Genomic DNA, 14496 nt, shown 5'->3' with positions numbered 1-14496 from the left:
TGTTCGCCTCGCTGCGCGAGATCGTCGCCGAGGGGACGAGCATCGTCTTCATCTCGCACAAGGTGCGCGAGGTGCTGGCCATCTGCGACCGCATCTCGGTGATGCGCGACGGGCGCCGGATGACCACCGTGCGCCGTGCCGAGACCGACGCGACCGGGCTGGCCTCGCTCATGGTGGGCGAGCTCGCGGAGCCGTCCTCCGACGTGGTCGCAGCGCTCGGGCTCGGGGCGGTCGGGGAGGTGGCGCGCGCCGAGGAGCGGGCCGTGGACGCGCCGGGGTCGAGCGCCCCCTGCTGGAGGTGTCCGGGCTCGTCGCGCGCAACGACCAGGGCGTGCCTGCCCTGCACGGCGTCGACCTGGCCGTCGGTGCGGGCGAGGTGCTGGGCGTCGCGGGCGTGGCCGGCAACGGCCAGGTGGAGCTGGCCGAGGTCCTGGCCGGCGTGCGGCCGGTCCACGCGGGGAACGTGGCGGTCGACGGTGCCGACCTGGCCGGACTGCCGACCCGGCAGTGGCTGGACACCGGGGTGGCGTACGTCCCGGAGGACCGGCACCGCGACGGCATCCTCGGTGCCGCCTCGGTCACCGACAACCTGCTGCTGGGGTCGCAGCGCGACAAGGCCCATCGCCGGGGCGGGCTGATCCAGTGGCGGCGGGTGCGGGAGCACGCAGTGGCGACGATCGACAGGTACACGATCAAGACGCCCGGTCCCGACGCGCCGGCCGGCAACCTCTCCGGCGGCAACATCCAGCGGCTGATCCTCGCGCGCGCGTTCGACCGCGAGCCGTCGGTCCTGGTCCTGCAGAACCCGACCCGCGGCCTCGACCTGCGATCGGCCCGGTTCGTCTACGAACGTGTCCAGGAGGCGCGCGACCGTGGCTGCGCGGTCGTGCTGATCTCCGAGGACCTCGACGAGCTCAGCCTGCTGGCCGACCGGATGGTGGTCCTCTACTCGGGCCGGATCGTCGGCGAGCGCCGGCGCGGCGACTACGACGCATACGCGCTGGGCCGTCTCATGGCCGGCGTCCAGGAGACCGCATGACGTCCCCCGTGCTCACCGAGCCCGACGCGGTCGCGCCGGCCGCGCCGAGCCTGGCCGCGCGACTGCTGCGCGGGCTGCTGCCCTACGTCCTCGCGCTCGTGGCCGCCTTCCTGGTCTCCGGCGTCGTCATCGCCGCGCTGGGCTACGACGTCGTCGGGGCGTTCCGGACCATCCTCACCACGTCGTTCCGGACCGGCTTCGGCTTCACCGAGACACTGACCAAGTGGGTGCCGCTCGCCCTGCTGGCCCTCGGCTTCACCATCCCCTTGGCGGTCGGCCGATTCAACATCGGCGGCGAGGGTCAGCTGCTGGTCGGTGCCACTGCGGCGGCCGGCGTCGGGATCGTCTACGCCGACCTCCCGATGGCCGCGCTGATGCCGCTGCTGATCGTCGCCGGTGTGCTGGCCGGCGTGGTCTGGGCCGGGATCGCCGCGTTCCTCATGGGCCGGTTCGGGGTCAACGAGATCCTCAGCACGGTGCTGCTGAACTTCGTGTCCTTCCAGGTCCTCGACTACGCGGCCACCGAGGTGTGGTCCGACCCGGCCGCCGGGGTCGCCGCGACCCAGCGGGTCGGAGAGGGCGCGGTGCTCCCCGATATCGGCGGGCCGCCCGGCGTGCACGCGGGCATCCTGCTGGCCGGCCTGGTGGCGCTGGCGACGATCGTGGTCACCCGGGGCACCGCGGCCGGCTTCGAGCTGCGGGCGGCCGGCACGAACCCGCGGGCGGCGGGGATCAACGGCATCCGCGTCGAGAAGGTCGCCGTCCTCGCGCTGATCGTCGGCGGCGCGCTCGGCGGCCTGGCCGGCGCCCTGGAAGTCGCCGGCGTGCACGGCCGGGCCCTCGAGGGCATGCAGTCCAACTTCCTGCTGCTCGGCATCATCATCGGGCTGATCGCGCGCGGCAGTGCCCTGTGGGTGCCCGTGGTGGCCTTCGGCATCGCCATCCTCGAGGTCGGAGCCAGCTCGATGCAGCGCACCGTCGGGGTCCCGGCCGAGATGGTCCTGATCATCGAAGCGCTGATCCTGATCTTCCTGCTGCTCTCCGACGTGATCGCAGCCCGGCTGACGAGGAGAGTCGCATGAGCGAGTTCACGTCCTTGGCCCAGCTCACGGTGGTCGCGATGGTCCCGTTCCTGCTGGCGTCCCTGGGGACCATGCTGGGCGGGCTGACCGGTGTCTTCAGCGTGTCCCAGGAGGGCGTCATGCTGCTGGGCGCCTCGGTCGGCTTCCTCATCAGCTTCTCCACCGACAGCAGCGCCCTGGGCATCCTGCTCGCCGCCGGCGTGGGCGCCGTCTTCGGGTTCGCGCTGGGGTGGGCGACGACCATCCTCCGGCTGGACCAGTTCGTGGTGGGTCTCGCGCTCTTCTTCGCCGCCACGGGACTGGCAGGCCTGCTGTACCGGGTGGTCATCGGGCAGTCCGCCACGACGCCGCGCACCGACACCCTGCCCCGGGTGGAGATCCCGCTGCTCAGCGACATCCCCGTCCTCGGCACCGTGCTGTTCTCGCACAACGTCCTGGTGTACTTCGCCGGCTTGCTCGCCGTCGGGCTGTACGTCTTCCTGTACCGCACGCGGGCAGGGCTGGACCTGCGCTCGGTGGGGAGAACCCCGGGCGGCCGACAGCCTCGGCATCAACGTCGTGCGCACCCGGCTCTGGACGACGGCGGCCGGTGGCGCGCTGATGGGCATGGCCGGGGCGTTCCTGCCCCTGGTGTTCACCGGCACCTTCACCGAGGGCATCGTCGGCGGCCGCGGGTGGCTGGCCATCGCGCTCACGTTCTTCGGCGGCTGGCGTCCGCAGTTCATCGCGGCGGGTGCGCTGTTCTTCGCGGCGATGGACGTGATCGCGCTCCGCACGGAGATCGCCGGCACGGACATCCCGGGTCAGGCACTGATCGTCATCCCCTACGTGGCGACGCTGATCGTGATGATCTTCGCGTTCCGGTGGGCACGGGTGCCGCAGTTCCTGGGCCGCAACTACGACAGGGAGAGCCGGACCGGGTGAGCGCCGCCGTCGCCGAGTCGGCCCCGTCCAGAGGCTCGCCCCGAGCTCGCGAGGGGTGAGGAGGACGGGGTCCTTACGCCATCGTCTTCTGACCGTCGAGGGACTCGCGGAGGATGTCGGCGTGCCCGGCGTGCTGCGCGGTCTCGGCCACGATGTGCAGGAACACCCGCCGGGCCGACCGGACAGCGCCCGGCTCGAACCACGGAGCCTCCGGCAGCGGGTGGGAGGCGTCGAGGTCGGGCAGCGTCCGGACCAGCTGGTCCGTGCGCTCCGCGACCTGCGCGTAGTGGGCCAGGACATCGGCGAGCGTCTCGTCGGGTCCCATGCGGAACTCCTCGGCCCACTTCTCGAAGCCGGCCGCGTCGGTGGGGGTCGCCATCGCCGACGGCCCTCGAGGACGAACCGCACCCAGCCCGCCTCCTGGTGCGCGACGTGCTTGACCAGCCCGCCCAGCGTGAGCTCGCTCGCGGTCGTTCGCTGCCGGGCCTGGTCGTCGGTCAGCCCCTGGACGGTGTGCCGGAGGAAGTGCCGGTGGGCAGCCAGGGTCTGGAGCAGGTCGGCCCGCTCGGCGGTGAGAGGGTGGTCGCGCTGGTCATGGGACTCGCCTTCCGTCGTCCGATCCGTCACGGACGACGCTAGCGACGATCGGTGCCACTTCCTGACCGCGATGAGGAAGAGTCTCGTCGCATGGCCGACTCGACCGCTCGCGCACTCCGCCTGCTCTCGATGCTGCAGAACCGCCGCTACTGGGGCGGCTCCGAGCTCGCCGACCGCCTGGGCATCTCGGTGCGCACGCTGCGACGCGACATCGACCGGCTGCGCGAACTGGGCTATCCCGTGCAGGCGCGCCCTGGTGTCGACGGCGGTTACGAGTTGTCACCCGGCGCGGTCCTGCCCCCACTGGTCCTGGACGACGACGAGGCGGTCGCGCTCACCGTCGGACTGCAGGCGGCGGCGCAGTCACCGGTCGCCGGGACGGCGGAGGCGTCGGTGCGGGCGCTGACCAAGATCGTGCAGGTCCTGCCGGCGCGGCTGCGACGGCGCGCGGAGGCGCTGCGCGCGGTCACCGTGCCGGCGGCCTGGACGCCGAGCCGCGCGGAGATCGACCCCGAGGCGCTCACCGCCGTCGCGCAGGCCTGCCGTGACACCGAGCGGCTACGCTTCCGTTACCGGACCGCCTCCGGGGAGGCGGCCGAACGGTTCGTCGAGCCCTTCCGGCTGGTCGCGCTGGGCCGGCGCTGGTACCTCGTGGCCTTCGACCTGGACCGCGGCGACTGGCGGAGCTTCCGGCTCGACCGGCTCAGCGACCTGCGGCCGACCGGTGCCCGGTTCGCCCCGCGCACGGTGCCGGGAGGGGATGCCGCGGAGTTCGTCCGGGCCGGCATCACCTCCCGCTACCCGACCCACCACGTGGAGGTGGAGGTACGGGCACCGGCGGACGACGTCCGGGCCCGCATCGGGCAGTGGTCGACCGTCGAACCGACAGCTGCCGGCAGCTGCCGCGTGCGGATGGAGGCCGACGACCTGGTCTGGCCGGCGCTGGCCCTCGGGATGGTCGGGGCAGAGTTCGCGGTCGTCTCCCGCCGGAGCTCGGTGAGCTGCTGGAGGAGTGGAGTCGGCGCTTCGGCCGCGCGACCGCCGAGCAGCCCTCGACCGTCGGCGGGTCCGCCGCGACATGACGCGGCGGTGCCGAGCGCCACGATGACGCCACCGGAGCTCCCGCGCACGGCCACCAACGTCCGTGGCCGGTACGCCTAGCGTGACCCCATGACCGAGAGCAGCGGACGCGTCGCCATCATCACCGGATCGGAGTCGGGGATCGGCCGGGCGACAGCGGTCGCCCTCGCCGAGCAGGGCTGCGATGTCGGCATCACCTGGTTCCGCGACGAGGCGGCGGGGAGGCGACCGCCGCGGAGGTGCGGGCACGAGGACGACGGGCGGAGGTGCGCCACCTGGACCTGACCGCGTTGCCGGACGCCGCCGACGTCGTGGACGAGCTGGCCGAGGCCCTCGGCGGCGTCGACGTCCTGGTGAACGATGCCGGCACCGGCCACATGACGCCGCTGCTCGACCTCGACCTCGGCACCTGGCGCGAGGTCCTGGCCACTGATCTGGACGGCGCGTTCCTCTGCCTGCAGCGTGCCGCCCGGCGCATGGTGGCCACCGGTCGCGGCGGGCGGATCGTGAACATCACCAGCGTCCACGAGCACCAGCCCCGCGTGGGCGCGGCCGCCTACTGCGCCGCCAAGGGCGGGCTGGGCCTGCTCACCCAGGTGGCGGCCATCGAGCTCGCCGAGCACGGCATCACCGTGAACGCCGTGGCGCCCGGCGAGATCGCGACGCCGATGACCGGCCAGGAGGACGAGGACCCCACCGCACCCGGGCACGAGCGGCCCGGGATCCCGCTCGGCCGTCCGGGCGACGCGCGCGAGGTGGCGGCCGTCGTCGCCTTCCTGGCCTCGCCCGCTGCCGGCTACGTCACCGGCGCGTCCTGGGCCGTCGACGGCGGCATGCTGCGGATGGGCCCCATGGCCGGCTCCCATCTGACGGCGGACGACTGGCGCCGTCCCTGACCGTCAGCCGGTGGTGCGACGGCTGTGCTTGCGCAGGTACAGGTCGGCATCGGCGCGGCCCAGTACGGCGGTCAACGTGTCGCCGGGCTGCGCGGTCGCGGTCCCGACCGTCCAGGCGAAGGCGTGGGTGGCGTCCAGCTGCTGCAGGATCTCCCGGGCGCCCTCGCTGTTGGTGGCGGGCAGGCACAGCACGAACTCGTCGCCGCCGTAGCGGCCGAGCAGGTCCGCCTGCCGCAGCCGCGCCGACCAGCCGGCCGCCAGGTCCTGCAGCAGGGCGTCGCCCGCGCCGTGCCCCTCGCGGTCGTTGACCTCCTTGAAGTCGTCGAGGTCGAGGATCGCGAAGCTCAGCGGCTCACCGGTGCGCGCCGCACGGGCCAGGTGCCGAGCTGCCTCCGCCTCCCACGCGCGTCGGTTCGCCACCCCGGTCAGCGGGTCGGTGGTCGCGGCCGTGCGCAGCGTGCGGGCGAGGCGGCCCTGCACCTCGGTGAACGCGACGATCGAGACCATGATCGCCGTCCAGGCGACGGCGAACTGGTCCGGCTCGGCCGCGACGGCTCCCGCCGTGCTCAGCACCACGAGCAGGCCGGCGTGCAGCCGGGCGGCCGTCAGGTCGAAGAAGTGCGCCGCGTAGAGGCCGATGGCGATCAGGGCGGGACCGAGTCCGACGACGCCGACCCGCGTCGCCGACTGCCAGGCCAGGACGGAGACGAGCACGCTGGCCATAGCCACCGCGGCGTGCATGCCCAAGGTGCTCAGCCGCCGGCGCAGGAGCCAGATGGCGGCGCCCCCGCCACCGCCGACCGCGCCGAGCGTCCACAGCAGCGGCATCGGCGTGTCGGGGTGCAGCGGCCAGATCGCCGTCGCCATGCACAGCGCCCCGCAGACGGCGTACAGCACCGCCAGCAGCAGGGCCGGGGTGCGCCGGTCGACGAGCATGGTGTCCATCCTGCATGGGAAACGACTCCGTCCGCGTTCGGTTGCCCCGATGGGATGGCGGGTCCAGCCTCCGGAGCGGGGTGCGGGGACGGCCCCACCGCCTACCGTCAGCAGCACGGCTGGCCATCAGCCGGCCCCGCGTCCGGGGAGGCCGGCGACCCCGCGTCGCCTCGCTGCACAGGAGCGCGTGTGGAGCTGGCCGACGGTACGGGGCCGCCGGGGACCGAGCGCCCGTCCGCCGGCGCGACGTTCGGCGTGGAGGAGGAGTTCCACCTCGTCGACCCGGCGACCTACCGGCTGACCCGCAGCCCCGCGCTGGCCGCGGCCGTGCTGCGGGAGGAATCGGGGCCGCACCTGCACGCGGAGATCACCACCACGCAGCTGGAATCGGCGACCGGGATCTGCTGCAGCCTCGAGGAGCTGCGCGCCGAGCTGGTGACCACGCGGGCCGAGGCGGCCGGCGCCGCCGCGCGGGCCGGGGTGCGGATCCTCGCGTCCTCCACCCATCCGTTCGACAGCTGGCAGCAGCAGGACATCACCCCGGCGCCGCGCTACGAGGCGATGGTCACCCGGTGGGCCGGCCTGGCGCAGCAGCAGGACATCGTCGGCTGCCACGTGCACGTCGGCGTGCCCGACCTGGGCGTGGCCGTCGCGATCATGGACCGGGCCCGCCCCTACCTCGCGGTGCTGCTCGCCATGACCGGCAGCTCGCCGTTCCACGACGGGGTCGACACCGGGCACGAGAGCTACCGCACCATGTGGTGGTCGCGCTGGCCGACGACCGGGCCACCGGAGTACCTCGGTGACGCCGAGCGCTTCAGCGCCGTCGTCGACGGGATGGTGGCGTCCGGCGTGATCGCGGACGCCTCGCACCTCTACTGGGACCTGCGGCCCTCGTCGCACCTGCCCACGCTGGAGTTCCGGCTGGCCGACGTGTGCACCGAGGTCGACGACGTCGTCCTGCACGCGGCGCTCGCGCGCTCGCTGGTCCGGGTCCTCGCCGGGCGGGCCGAACGCGAGGAGCCGTGTCCCCGGCCGCGCGCGGAACTGTTGCGGGCAGCGCGGTGGCGGGCGGCCCGGTTCGGCCTGGGAGGCGAGCTGTTCGATCCGCTGCGCTGCGAACTCGTGCCCGCCCGGGTCGCCGTCCGACGACTGCTGACCGAGCTCCGCGACGACCTGACCGAGCACGACGAGTGGACCGTCGTCGTCGATCTGGTGGAAGGCCTCTTCGAGCGGGGTACGTCGGCGTCCCGGCAGCGCGAGACGTGGGTGCGCAGCGGGAACTGGCGCGAGGTCGCTGCCCGGATCGTCCGGGAGGGCACCGCGCTGGAGAACAGCTGACCACGGGCGGGGAGGACCCATGACCAGTGACGACGACGTACGAGCCCTCGCCGGTCCGTTGCGGAGCGAGGCCCATCTCGACCCGCTCCTCGAGCGGATCGGGGACGCGCGCATCGTGGCCATCGGGGAGGCCAGCCACGGCACCCACGAGTACTACGCCTGGCGGGCAGCCCTCACCCGGCGGCTGGTCGAGGAGCGGGGCTTCCGGTTCGTGGCTGTCGAAGGCGACTGGCCCGACTGCTACCGGGTCAACCGCAGCGTGCGGCTCCGGCCGGGCGCGGACGAGGACCCGCGGGACGCCCTCGACGCCTTCGTGCGGTGGCCGACGTGGATGTGGGCCAACGACGACGTCGTGGACTTCTGCCGCTGGCTGCGCGGGGTCAACGCCGCCCGCCCGGAGCCGCAGCGGGTCGGGTTCTACGGCATCGACGTCTACAGCCTCTGGGACTCGATGCACGGCCTGGTCGAGTGGCTGCGCGAGCACGAGCCCCAGCACGTGCAGACCGCCGTGCAGGCGCTGCGGTGCTTCGAGCCGTTCGGGGAGGACGGCGCCGAGTACGCGTTCGCCAGCCGCTTCGCACCGACCTCGTGCGAGCAGGCGGCGGTCGACCTGCTGCGCACGCTCTGCGAGGAGCGCGGACGCCGGGAGTTCGAGGGCGACCCCGAGTCCCGGTTCTCGGCGGAGCAGAACGCCGCCGTCGTGGTCGACGCGGAGCGCTACTACCGCGCGATGATGGGCGGCTCGGCGCAGTCGTGGAACGTCCGGGACGTGCACATGGCCGACACGCTCGACCGGCTGCTCGCCCATGCCGGCGGCAAGGCGGTCGTGTGGAGCACAACACGCACATCGGTGACGCGCGGGCCACCGACATGGCCGGCTCCGGCATGACGAACGTCGGACAGCTGCTGCGCGAGCGGCACGGCAGCGACGACGTCGTCCTGGTGGGGTTCGGCGGGCACCGCGGCGCGGTGATCGCCGGGCAGAGCTGGGGCGCACAGATGGAGCGCATGCCGGTGCCGCCGGCCCCCGGGCAGCCTGGAGGACCTGCTGCACCGGGCGCTGGGGAGGACTCCTGCTGATCGTCCCGCGGGGCGAGCGGCCTGCCTGGCTCGACCACCGTCTCGACCACCGAGCGATCGGCGTCGTCTACCGGCCGGGTCGTGAGCGGTGGGGCAACTACGTGCCGACGGTCCTCGGTGAGCGGTACGACGCCTTCCTCCACCTCGAGGAGACGACCCCGCTGCAGCCGCTGCACCTCGAGCGCGCCGACGAGCATGTCCCCGTCGCGTCCGAGGCGGTGTGAGCGAGAGCCCCGCTTCCTCCCACTGCCCGCACGCCGGCGGCGGGATCCTGCACCGGGGCCGTCAGGCGGATTCGCGCCCGGTGAGGTCCTCGTCGACCGGAGCACCCTTGGGTCCGCCGGTCTTCGACGCCTCGAACTCCGGCCCGAGCTTCTCCAGGGCCAGTCGGCCGAAGACCTGCTGCTGGGTGGCAACCCGCTGCGACCGGCCGCGGCCCATGAAGCTGACCAGCCAGTGCAGGACGGTCGTGATCCGGCTCTTGAAGCCGACGATGTAGAAGAGGTGGATGACCAGCCAGATCATCCAGGCGAGGAAGCCCTCGAACTTGAACTTCCCGATGTCGGCCACCGCGTGGAACCGCGAGATGGTGGCCATCGAGCCCTTGTCGAAGTAGTGGAAGGGGCCCTCGGGCTCTTTGCCGGCCAGCCGTCGCTGGATCTGGTCGGCGGCGTAGCGGCCGCCCTGGATCGCGACCTGCGCGACGCCGGGCAGCTTGTCCAGCGCCATCATGTCGCCGACGACGTGCACCTCGGGGTGCCCGGGGAGGGTCAGGTCGGGCTGCACCGCCACGCGGCCCGCACGGTCGACCTCGGCGCCGGACTGCTCGCCCAGGGTGCGGCCGAGCTCGCTGGCCTGCACACCCGCCGCCCAGATCTTGGTGGCGGCGTTGAGCCGGCGGACCTGGCCGTCGGAGTCCTTGATGTCCAGGCCGTCGGCATCGACGTCGGTGACCATCGCCCCGAGCTGCACCTCGACGCCGATCTCGTTGAGCTGTCGCCGGGCGCGGCCACCGAGCTTCTCGCCGAACGCCGGGAGCATGGTCGGGGCGGCGTCGAGCAGGACGATGCGGCTGGTGCGGGGGTCGATGTTCCGGAAGTCCCTCTTCAACGTGCGGTGGGCGAGCTCGGCGATCTGCCCGGCCATCTCCACGCCGGTGGGGCCGGCCCCGACGACGACGAAGGTCATCAGCCGGTCGATCTCGGCCTGGTCGGTGGCGAGCTCGGCCAGCTCGAAGGCACCGAAGATCCGCCCGCGCAGCTCCAGGGCGTCGTCGATGCTCTTCATGCCGGGGGCGAACTCGGCGAAGCGGTCGTTGCCGAAGTAGGACTGGCCGGCACCGGCCGCGACGATCAGCTCGTCGTAGGGGTGCACCATCGTGCGGCCGAGCACGGTGGAGGTCACGGTGCGGGCGGCCAGGTCGATGTCGGTGACCTCGCCGAGCACCACGCGGGCGTTCTCCTGCCGGCGGAGGATCTCGCGGGTGGCCGGCGCGATCTCCCCTCGGAGAGGATGCCGGTCGCCACCTGGTAGAGCAGCGGCTGGAAGAGGTGGTGGCTGGTCTTGCCGATCAGGGTGACGTCGACGTCGGCCTTCCGTAGCCGCTGCGCCGCGAAGAGGCCACCGAAGCCGGAACCGATGATGACGACGCGCGGTCGGGCGCCGGGCGTCGCGTCGACGGCAGGGGCACTCGCTCGTGATGTCGTCATGATGACTTGATCCTTCCACTCCGGTCCGTGCCAGGCCCTCGGGGTCCCTCGGTGGTTCCGTGCGATCCACCACACTGTGCCCGCTGAGTCTTCGGCTCGCGGCTCGTCCGGGGGCCGGTAGACCGGTCGAGATGGCCCTGCCCCCTCCGGTTCGTCCTCGTACCCGGTCTCGGCCTGGACGAACGCTCCTCGCGCCGGGTTCGCGCCCGGGTCGCCGCCGCGGTCGTCCTCCTGCCCGGCATGGGGCTGGCGGAGCCGGTGCCGCCGCTGGATGAGCTGGCCGACCGGCTGCTCGGTGAGCTGGGCGACGGCCCGGTCGTCCTGGTCGGTCACTCGCAGAGCTGCCAGGTGGTCGCGGTGGCCGCGGCTCGGGACGCGCGCGTGGTCGGTGCCGTGCTCCTCGGGCCGACCACCGATCCCCGCCTGCGGTCGACCCCCGGTCTCGCGTGGCACTGGTTGCGGACGGCGCTGGCCGAGCCGTGGTGGCAGGTGCCCCTCGTCCTGGCCCAGTGGTGGCGGACCGGGCCCCGGGCGATGGCCGCGCTGTGGCGTACCGCTGCGCCCGACGACACCGACCGGAGGCTGCGCGACGTCGCCGTCCCGGTGACGGTGGTCCGGGGACGCGGGACCGGCTCTGCCCGCACGACTGGGCCGCCCGGCTCGCCGCGGCGGCGCCGAAGGGCCGGGCGGTCGAGCTGCCCGGTGCCGCGCACATGACGCCGATGACCCATCCCGACGCGGTGGCGGCGATCCTCCGCGAGCTGGTGACGTGATGGACCGGCCGGCCCCTGCAGGGGCCCGCCGCGAGCTGGTGACCAGAAGGACCCCGTCCCTCTCACCGCTCGCAAGCTCGCGGTGAGCCTCCGGACGGGGCCGTTACTGGCCGTCGGTGCGGCTGCGCACCTCCGCGTACCGCTCGCGCACGCCGGTCGCCGGGGCTGCCTCGAACGCCTCCAGCCCGGGCTGGGGCCACTCGGGCGGCTCCGCGGTGCCCGACAGCGCCCAGGCAGCCTGTCGTGCCGCCCCGTCGGCGACGTACTCGCCCGGGGGCGGCACCAGAACCGGGCGACCGAGGATCCCGGGGGCGAGCTGCTGGACGGCGGGGAGCGCGCCGCGCCGCCGATCAGCAGCACGCGGTCGACGGCGACGCCGTGCGCGACGACCGCCTCGATGCCGTCGGCGAGCCCGCAGAGCAGGCCCTCCACGGCGGCCCGGGCGAGGTGTGCGGGGGTGGCCGTCCGGAGGGTCAGCCCGTGCACGGCGCCTGTCGCGGAGGGAGGTTCGGCGTCCGCTCGCCCTCGAGGTAGGGGACCAGCACGAGGCCGTCCGCGCCGGAGGGGCCGAGATCGCGAGGTCCGACAGCGTCGCGTGGTCGACGCCGAGCATCGCCGCCGCCGCGTCGAGCACCCGCGCGGCGTTCATCGTCGCGACCAGCGGCAGGTGCCTGCCGGTCGCGTCGGCGAAACCGGCCACCGTGCCGGTGACGTCGGCGACGGCCGTGGTGGTGACGGCCGAGACCACGCCGGAGGTGCCGATCGAGACGATGACGTCGCCGGGGCGGGCGGCCAGGCCGAGCGCGGCGGCGGCGTTGTCGCCGGTGCCCGGACCGAGCGCTGCCGATCCGCCGGCGAGGACGCCGACCTGCTCGGCCGGCCCGGCGACGCGGGGAACGGCGGGCCGGCGGCCGCGCAGAGCCAGCTCCAGCAGGTCGAACCGGTACTCGCCGGTGCGGGCGGACCAGTAGGCGGTGCCGCTGGCGTCGCCGCGGTCGGTGACGAGGGTGTCCAGGCGGCGGTCGGCCGACAGCCGCCAGGTGAGCCAGTCGTGCGGGAGGCAGACGGCGGCGGTGCGGTCGGCGTTCTCCGGTTCGGCGTCGGCGAGCCAGCGGAGCTTGGTCGCGGTGAACGAGGCCACCGGCACGACGCCGACCGCGTCGGCCCAGGCCCGCCGACCGGCGGTGTCGTCGCCGTTCCCCAGCTCGGTGATCAGGTCGGCCGCCGCGCCGGCGGAGCGGACGTCGTTCCAGAGCAAGGCGTCGCGGACGACGGCGCCGTGCTCGTCGAGACAGACCATGCCGTGCTGCTGCCCGCCCACGGACAGGGCGGCGACGTCGGCGAGGCCACCGGCTGCCTCGGCCGCGGCGGTGAACGCCTCCTCCCAGGCGCTGGGGGCACCGCGGTGCCGTCCGGGTGGGCAGCCCGGCCGGAACGGACGAGCTCACCCGTCGCGGCGTCGCGGATCACGACCTTGCAGGCCTGGGTGGAGGTGTCGACGCCGGCGACGAGGGTGCGGGCGGTGCTCATCGCACCGCAACGGTGAGGGTGGTCACGGCCGGGACTGTAACCACGGCCGGGTCATGTCGGCGGGTCGGTCAACTGAAGGCGGCCAGGACGGGGCGCCTCGGTCGGGACGGGGCGACGGAGGCGACCTTGACCACACCGCATCCCCGTCAGTAATTTGTTGACGCGACCGACAAATGAGTGCGACGAGGCGCTCGGAGGGGTGATCAGGCGCGTGTTCGACGAACGCCGGCTGTACGACGGCGCCACTCGCCGGCAGGGCCCCGCCGATCAGGCGACCGTCCGGCGCAGCAACCTCGGACTCGTCCTGCGGCACCTCCGGGACGCCGGCCCGCGGTCGCGGGCCCGCATCGCCCAGGAGACCGGGCTGAACAAGGCCACCGTGTCCAGCCTCGTCGCGGAGCTGGCCGACCGTCGGCTGATCACGGCCGGGGACGTCGACCGCGGCGGCTCCGTGGGCCGGCCGGGGCTGATCGTCCACCTGGACGGCCGTGGCGTCTGCGGCGTCGGGGTGGAGCTCAACGTCGACTACGTCGCCATCCTCGTCCTCGACCTGCGGGGAGGTGCTCTTCGAGCACCGGACGGCGCTCGACGTCCCCGAGCTCGGGGCCGAGGGCACGCTCGATGCGGTGGCCCGCCTCGTGCACCAGGCCCTCGCCGCGGCCGCTACCCGGGGCGCGGTCCCGGTCGGGCTCACCGTCGCCGTCCCCGGCCTGGTCCGGAGCGGTGACGGCGTCGCCACCTACGCGCCGAACCTCGGCTGGCACGACGTCGCCGTGCTCGACGGTCTGCGCGCCCGCGTCGACCTCGACTGCCCCATCCGCGTGGAGAACGACGCCAACCTGTCGGCGATCGCCGAGTGGGCGATGGGCCCGGAGGCGCGCACCCCGACCTCGTCTACCTGACCGGTGAGGTCGGCGTCGGCGGAGGACTGATCGTCGACGGCCGGCTGCTGCGCGGTGCGGGCGGGCTCTCGGGGAGGTCGGGCACACCTCGCTCGGCGACCCCGACCTCGTGTGCGGCTGCGGCCGACACGGTTGCTGGGAGACCGTCGTGGGGCTGTCCGCGCTGCTGCGCGCGGCCGCCGACCCCGGCGACCCGGTGCACGACCACGGTCGCGATCTGGAGACCCGGCTCGCCGAGCTCGCCGCCCGGGCCGACGCCGGCGACCGGCGCACGCTCGACGCGCTCACCCAGGTCGGCACGGCCCTGGGCACCGGCGCCGCCGTCCTGATCAACGTGTTCAACCCGCAGGTCGTGCTGCTGGGCGGCTACTTCGCCGTCCTCGGCCGGTTCCTCACCGAGCCGATGGCCGCCGAACTGCGCGCCCGGGTGTTCGGCCCCGACCTCGCCGGAGCGCGCATCGTGCTGTCCACGCTGGGCTTCACCGCCGCCGTCCTCGGGGGCGCGCACGTCGCCCTGGAGGCGGTGTTCGACGACCCGACCCTCGTCCCGGTGGCCGGTGACGACGGCGTGAGCCCGGCCATCGGCTCCTGAGCCATCTCCCGCACT

At 73.9% G+C, this 14496-nt stretch carries 10 protein-coding genes and 9 pseudogenes; 13 read left to right on the top strand and 6 right to left on the bottom strand.

Going from position 1 to position 14496, the window contains the following annotated elements; genetic code table 11:
- Positions 1–298: 298 nt before the first annotated feature.
- The 3 genes and pseudogenes from U6N30_RS20380 to U6N30_RS20370 all read left to right on the top strand — a co-directional run bounded on the left by U6N30_RS20380 (position 299) and on the right by U6N30_RS20370 (position 3045).
- Entirely contained in the window at positions 299–1039 is a 741-nt protein-coding gene (locus U6N30_RS20380; protein WP_324273720.1) for an ATP-binding cassette domain-containing protein, read from the top strand.
- Complete coding sequence (locus U6N30_RS20375) at positions 1036–2121, top strand: ABC transporter permease (protein WP_324273719.1); 1086 nt, start codon at positions 1036–1038, stop codon at positions 2119–2121. The genes U6N30_RS20380 and U6N30_RS20375 overlap by 4 nt, the downstream gene beginning before the upstream one ends.
- Positions 2118–3045, top strand: a pseudogene (locus U6N30_RS20370) (ABC transporter permease). Before U6N30_RS20375 ends, U6N30_RS20370 begins: the two are co-directional and overlap by 4 nt.
- Positions 3046–3118: 73 nt before the next feature.
- Here U6N30_RS20370 and U6N30_RS34325 read toward each other — a convergent pair.
- Positions 3119–3672: pseudogene (locus tag U6N30_RS34325) on the bottom strand (DinB family protein).
- A 60-nt stretch (positions 3673–3732) separates the two neighbouring features.
- Here U6N30_RS34325 and U6N30_RS20360 point away from each other — a divergent pair.
- Positions 3733–4803: a helix-turn-helix transcriptional regulator gene (locus U6N30_RS20360; RefSeq protein WP_324273717.1), complete on the top strand. Its 1071-nt coding sequence runs from the start codon at positions 3733–3735 to the stop codon at positions 4801–4803.
- 9 nt (positions 4804–4812) lie between these two features.
- Positions 4813–5618 (top strand): annotated as a pseudogene (locus U6N30_RS20350) (SDR family oxidoreductase).
- A 3-nt stretch (positions 5619–5621) separates the two neighbouring features.
- Here U6N30_RS20350 and U6N30_RS20345 read toward each other — a convergent pair.
- The gene (locus tag U6N30_RS20345; protein WP_324273714.1) at positions 5622–6554 is read right to left on the bottom strand and encodes a GGDEF domain-containing protein; all 933 of its coding nucleotides are present in this window, start codon (positions 6552–6554) and stop codon (positions 5622–5624) included.
- 189 nt (positions 6555–6743) lie between these two features.
- Here U6N30_RS20345 and U6N30_RS20340 point away from each other — a divergent pair, with 189 nt between their 5' ends.
- The 4 genes and pseudogenes from U6N30_RS20340 to U6N30_RS20325 all read left to right on the top strand — a co-directional run bounded on the left by U6N30_RS20340 (position 6744) and on the right by U6N30_RS20325 (position 9199).
- Positions 6744–7895 (top strand): carboxylate-amine ligase, encoded by a 1152-nt coding sequence (locus tag U6N30_RS20340; RefSeq protein ID WP_324273713.1) that lies wholly within the window; start codon positions 6744–6746, stop codon positions 7893–7895.
- A 19-nt stretch (positions 7896–7914) separates the two neighbouring features.
- Positions 7915–8975 (top strand): annotated as a pseudogene (locus tag U6N30_RS20335) (erythromycin esterase family protein).
- Positions 8969–9070: pseudogene (locus U6N30_RS20330) on the top strand (hypothetical protein); the annotation flags it as partial. The pseudogenes U6N30_RS20335 and U6N30_RS20330, both read left to right, overlap by 7 nt.
- Positions 9071–9076: 6 nt before the next feature.
- Complete coding sequence (locus U6N30_RS20325) at positions 9077–9199, top strand: hypothetical protein (protein WP_324273712.1); 123 nt, start codon at positions 9077–9079, stop codon at positions 9197–9199.
- A gap of 61 nt (positions 9200–9260) precedes the next feature.
- Here the strand turns inward: U6N30_RS20325 and U6N30_RS20320 are convergent, their stop codons facing one another.
- The gene (locus U6N30_RS20320; protein ID WP_324273711.1) at positions 9261–10424 is read right to left on the bottom strand and encodes an NAD(P)/FAD-dependent oxidoreductase; all 1164 of its coding nucleotides are present in this window, start codon (positions 10422–10424) and stop codon (positions 9261–9263) included.
- The gene (locus U6N30_RS20315) at positions 10376–10684 is read right to left on the bottom strand and encodes an FAD-dependent oxidoreductase (protein ID WP_324273710.1); all 309 of its coding nucleotides are present in this window, start codon (positions 10682–10684) and stop codon (positions 10376–10378) included. The genes U6N30_RS20320 and U6N30_RS20315 overlap by 49 nt, the downstream gene beginning before the upstream one ends.
- 162 nt (positions 10685–10846) lie before the next feature.
- Between U6N30_RS20315 and U6N30_RS20310 the strand changes: the two are divergent.
- Positions 10847–11401 (top strand): annotated as a pseudogene (locus U6N30_RS20310) (alpha/beta fold hydrolase); the annotation flags it as partial.
- Between the two features lie 443 nt (positions 11402–11844).
- On the opposite strand, the pseudogene U6N30_RS20305 reads toward U6N30_RS20310, so the two are convergent.
- Both U6N30_RS20305 and U6N30_RS20300 read right to left on the bottom strand, forming a co-directional pair.
- Positions 11845–11943, bottom strand: a pseudogene (locus U6N30_RS20305) (hypothetical protein); the annotation flags it as partial.
- A 412-nt stretch (positions 11944–12355) separates the two neighbouring features.
- A pseudogene (locus U6N30_RS20300) lies at positions 12356–12757 on the bottom strand (FGGY family carbohydrate kinase); the annotation flags it as partial.
- Between the two features lie 429 nt (positions 12758–13186).
- Between U6N30_RS20300 and U6N30_RS34320 the strand changes: the two are divergent.
- The 3 genes and pseudogenes from U6N30_RS34320 to U6N30_RS20290 all read left to right on the top strand — a co-directional run.
- Positions 13187–13363 (top strand): annotated as a pseudogene (locus U6N30_RS34320) (hypothetical protein); the annotation flags it as partial.
- Between the two features lie 112 nt (positions 13364–13475).
- Positions 13476–13889, top strand: a complete 414-nt coding sequence (locus U6N30_RS20295; protein ID WP_324273709.1) for an ROK family protein — start codon at positions 13476–13478, stop codon at positions 13887–13889.
- A gap of 109 nt (positions 13890–13998) precedes the next feature.
- Positions 13999–14481, top strand: coding sequence for an ROK family protein (locus U6N30_RS20290; RefSeq protein WP_324273708.1), 483 nt, complete (start codon positions 13999–14001; stop codon positions 14479–14481).
- Positions 14482–14496: the final 15 nt, after the last annotated feature.

This window comes from Blastococcus brunescens (assembly GCF_035320885.1).
In the GTDB taxonomy this organism is placed as follows: domain Bacteria; phylum Actinomycetota; class Actinomycetes; order Mycobacteriales; family Geodermatophilaceae; genus Blastococcus_B; species Blastococcus_B brunescens.
The sequence above is the reverse complement of the archived record's forward strand: the minus strand, read 5'-3'. Positions and strand labels throughout refer to the sequence as shown.

Bases quoted from the DNA above. Each gene is read 5' to 3' on its own strand.
- U6N30_RS20375 (WP_324273719.1), top strand. From the start codon at position 1,036: ATGACGTCCCCCGTGCTCACCGAGCCCGACGCGGTCGCGCCGGCCGCG.
- U6N30_RS20360 (WP_324273717.1), top strand. From the start codon at position 3,733: ATGGCCGACTCGACCGCTCGCGCACTCCGCCTGCTCTCGATGCTGCAG.
- U6N30_RS20345 (WP_324273714.1), bottom strand. From the start codon at position 6,554: ATGCTCGTCGACCGGCGCACCCCGGCCCTGCTGCTGGCGGTGCTGTAC.
- U6N30_RS20315 (WP_324273710.1), bottom strand. From the start codon at position 10,684: ATGACGACATCACGAGCGAGTGCCCCTGCCGTCGACGCGACGCCCGGC.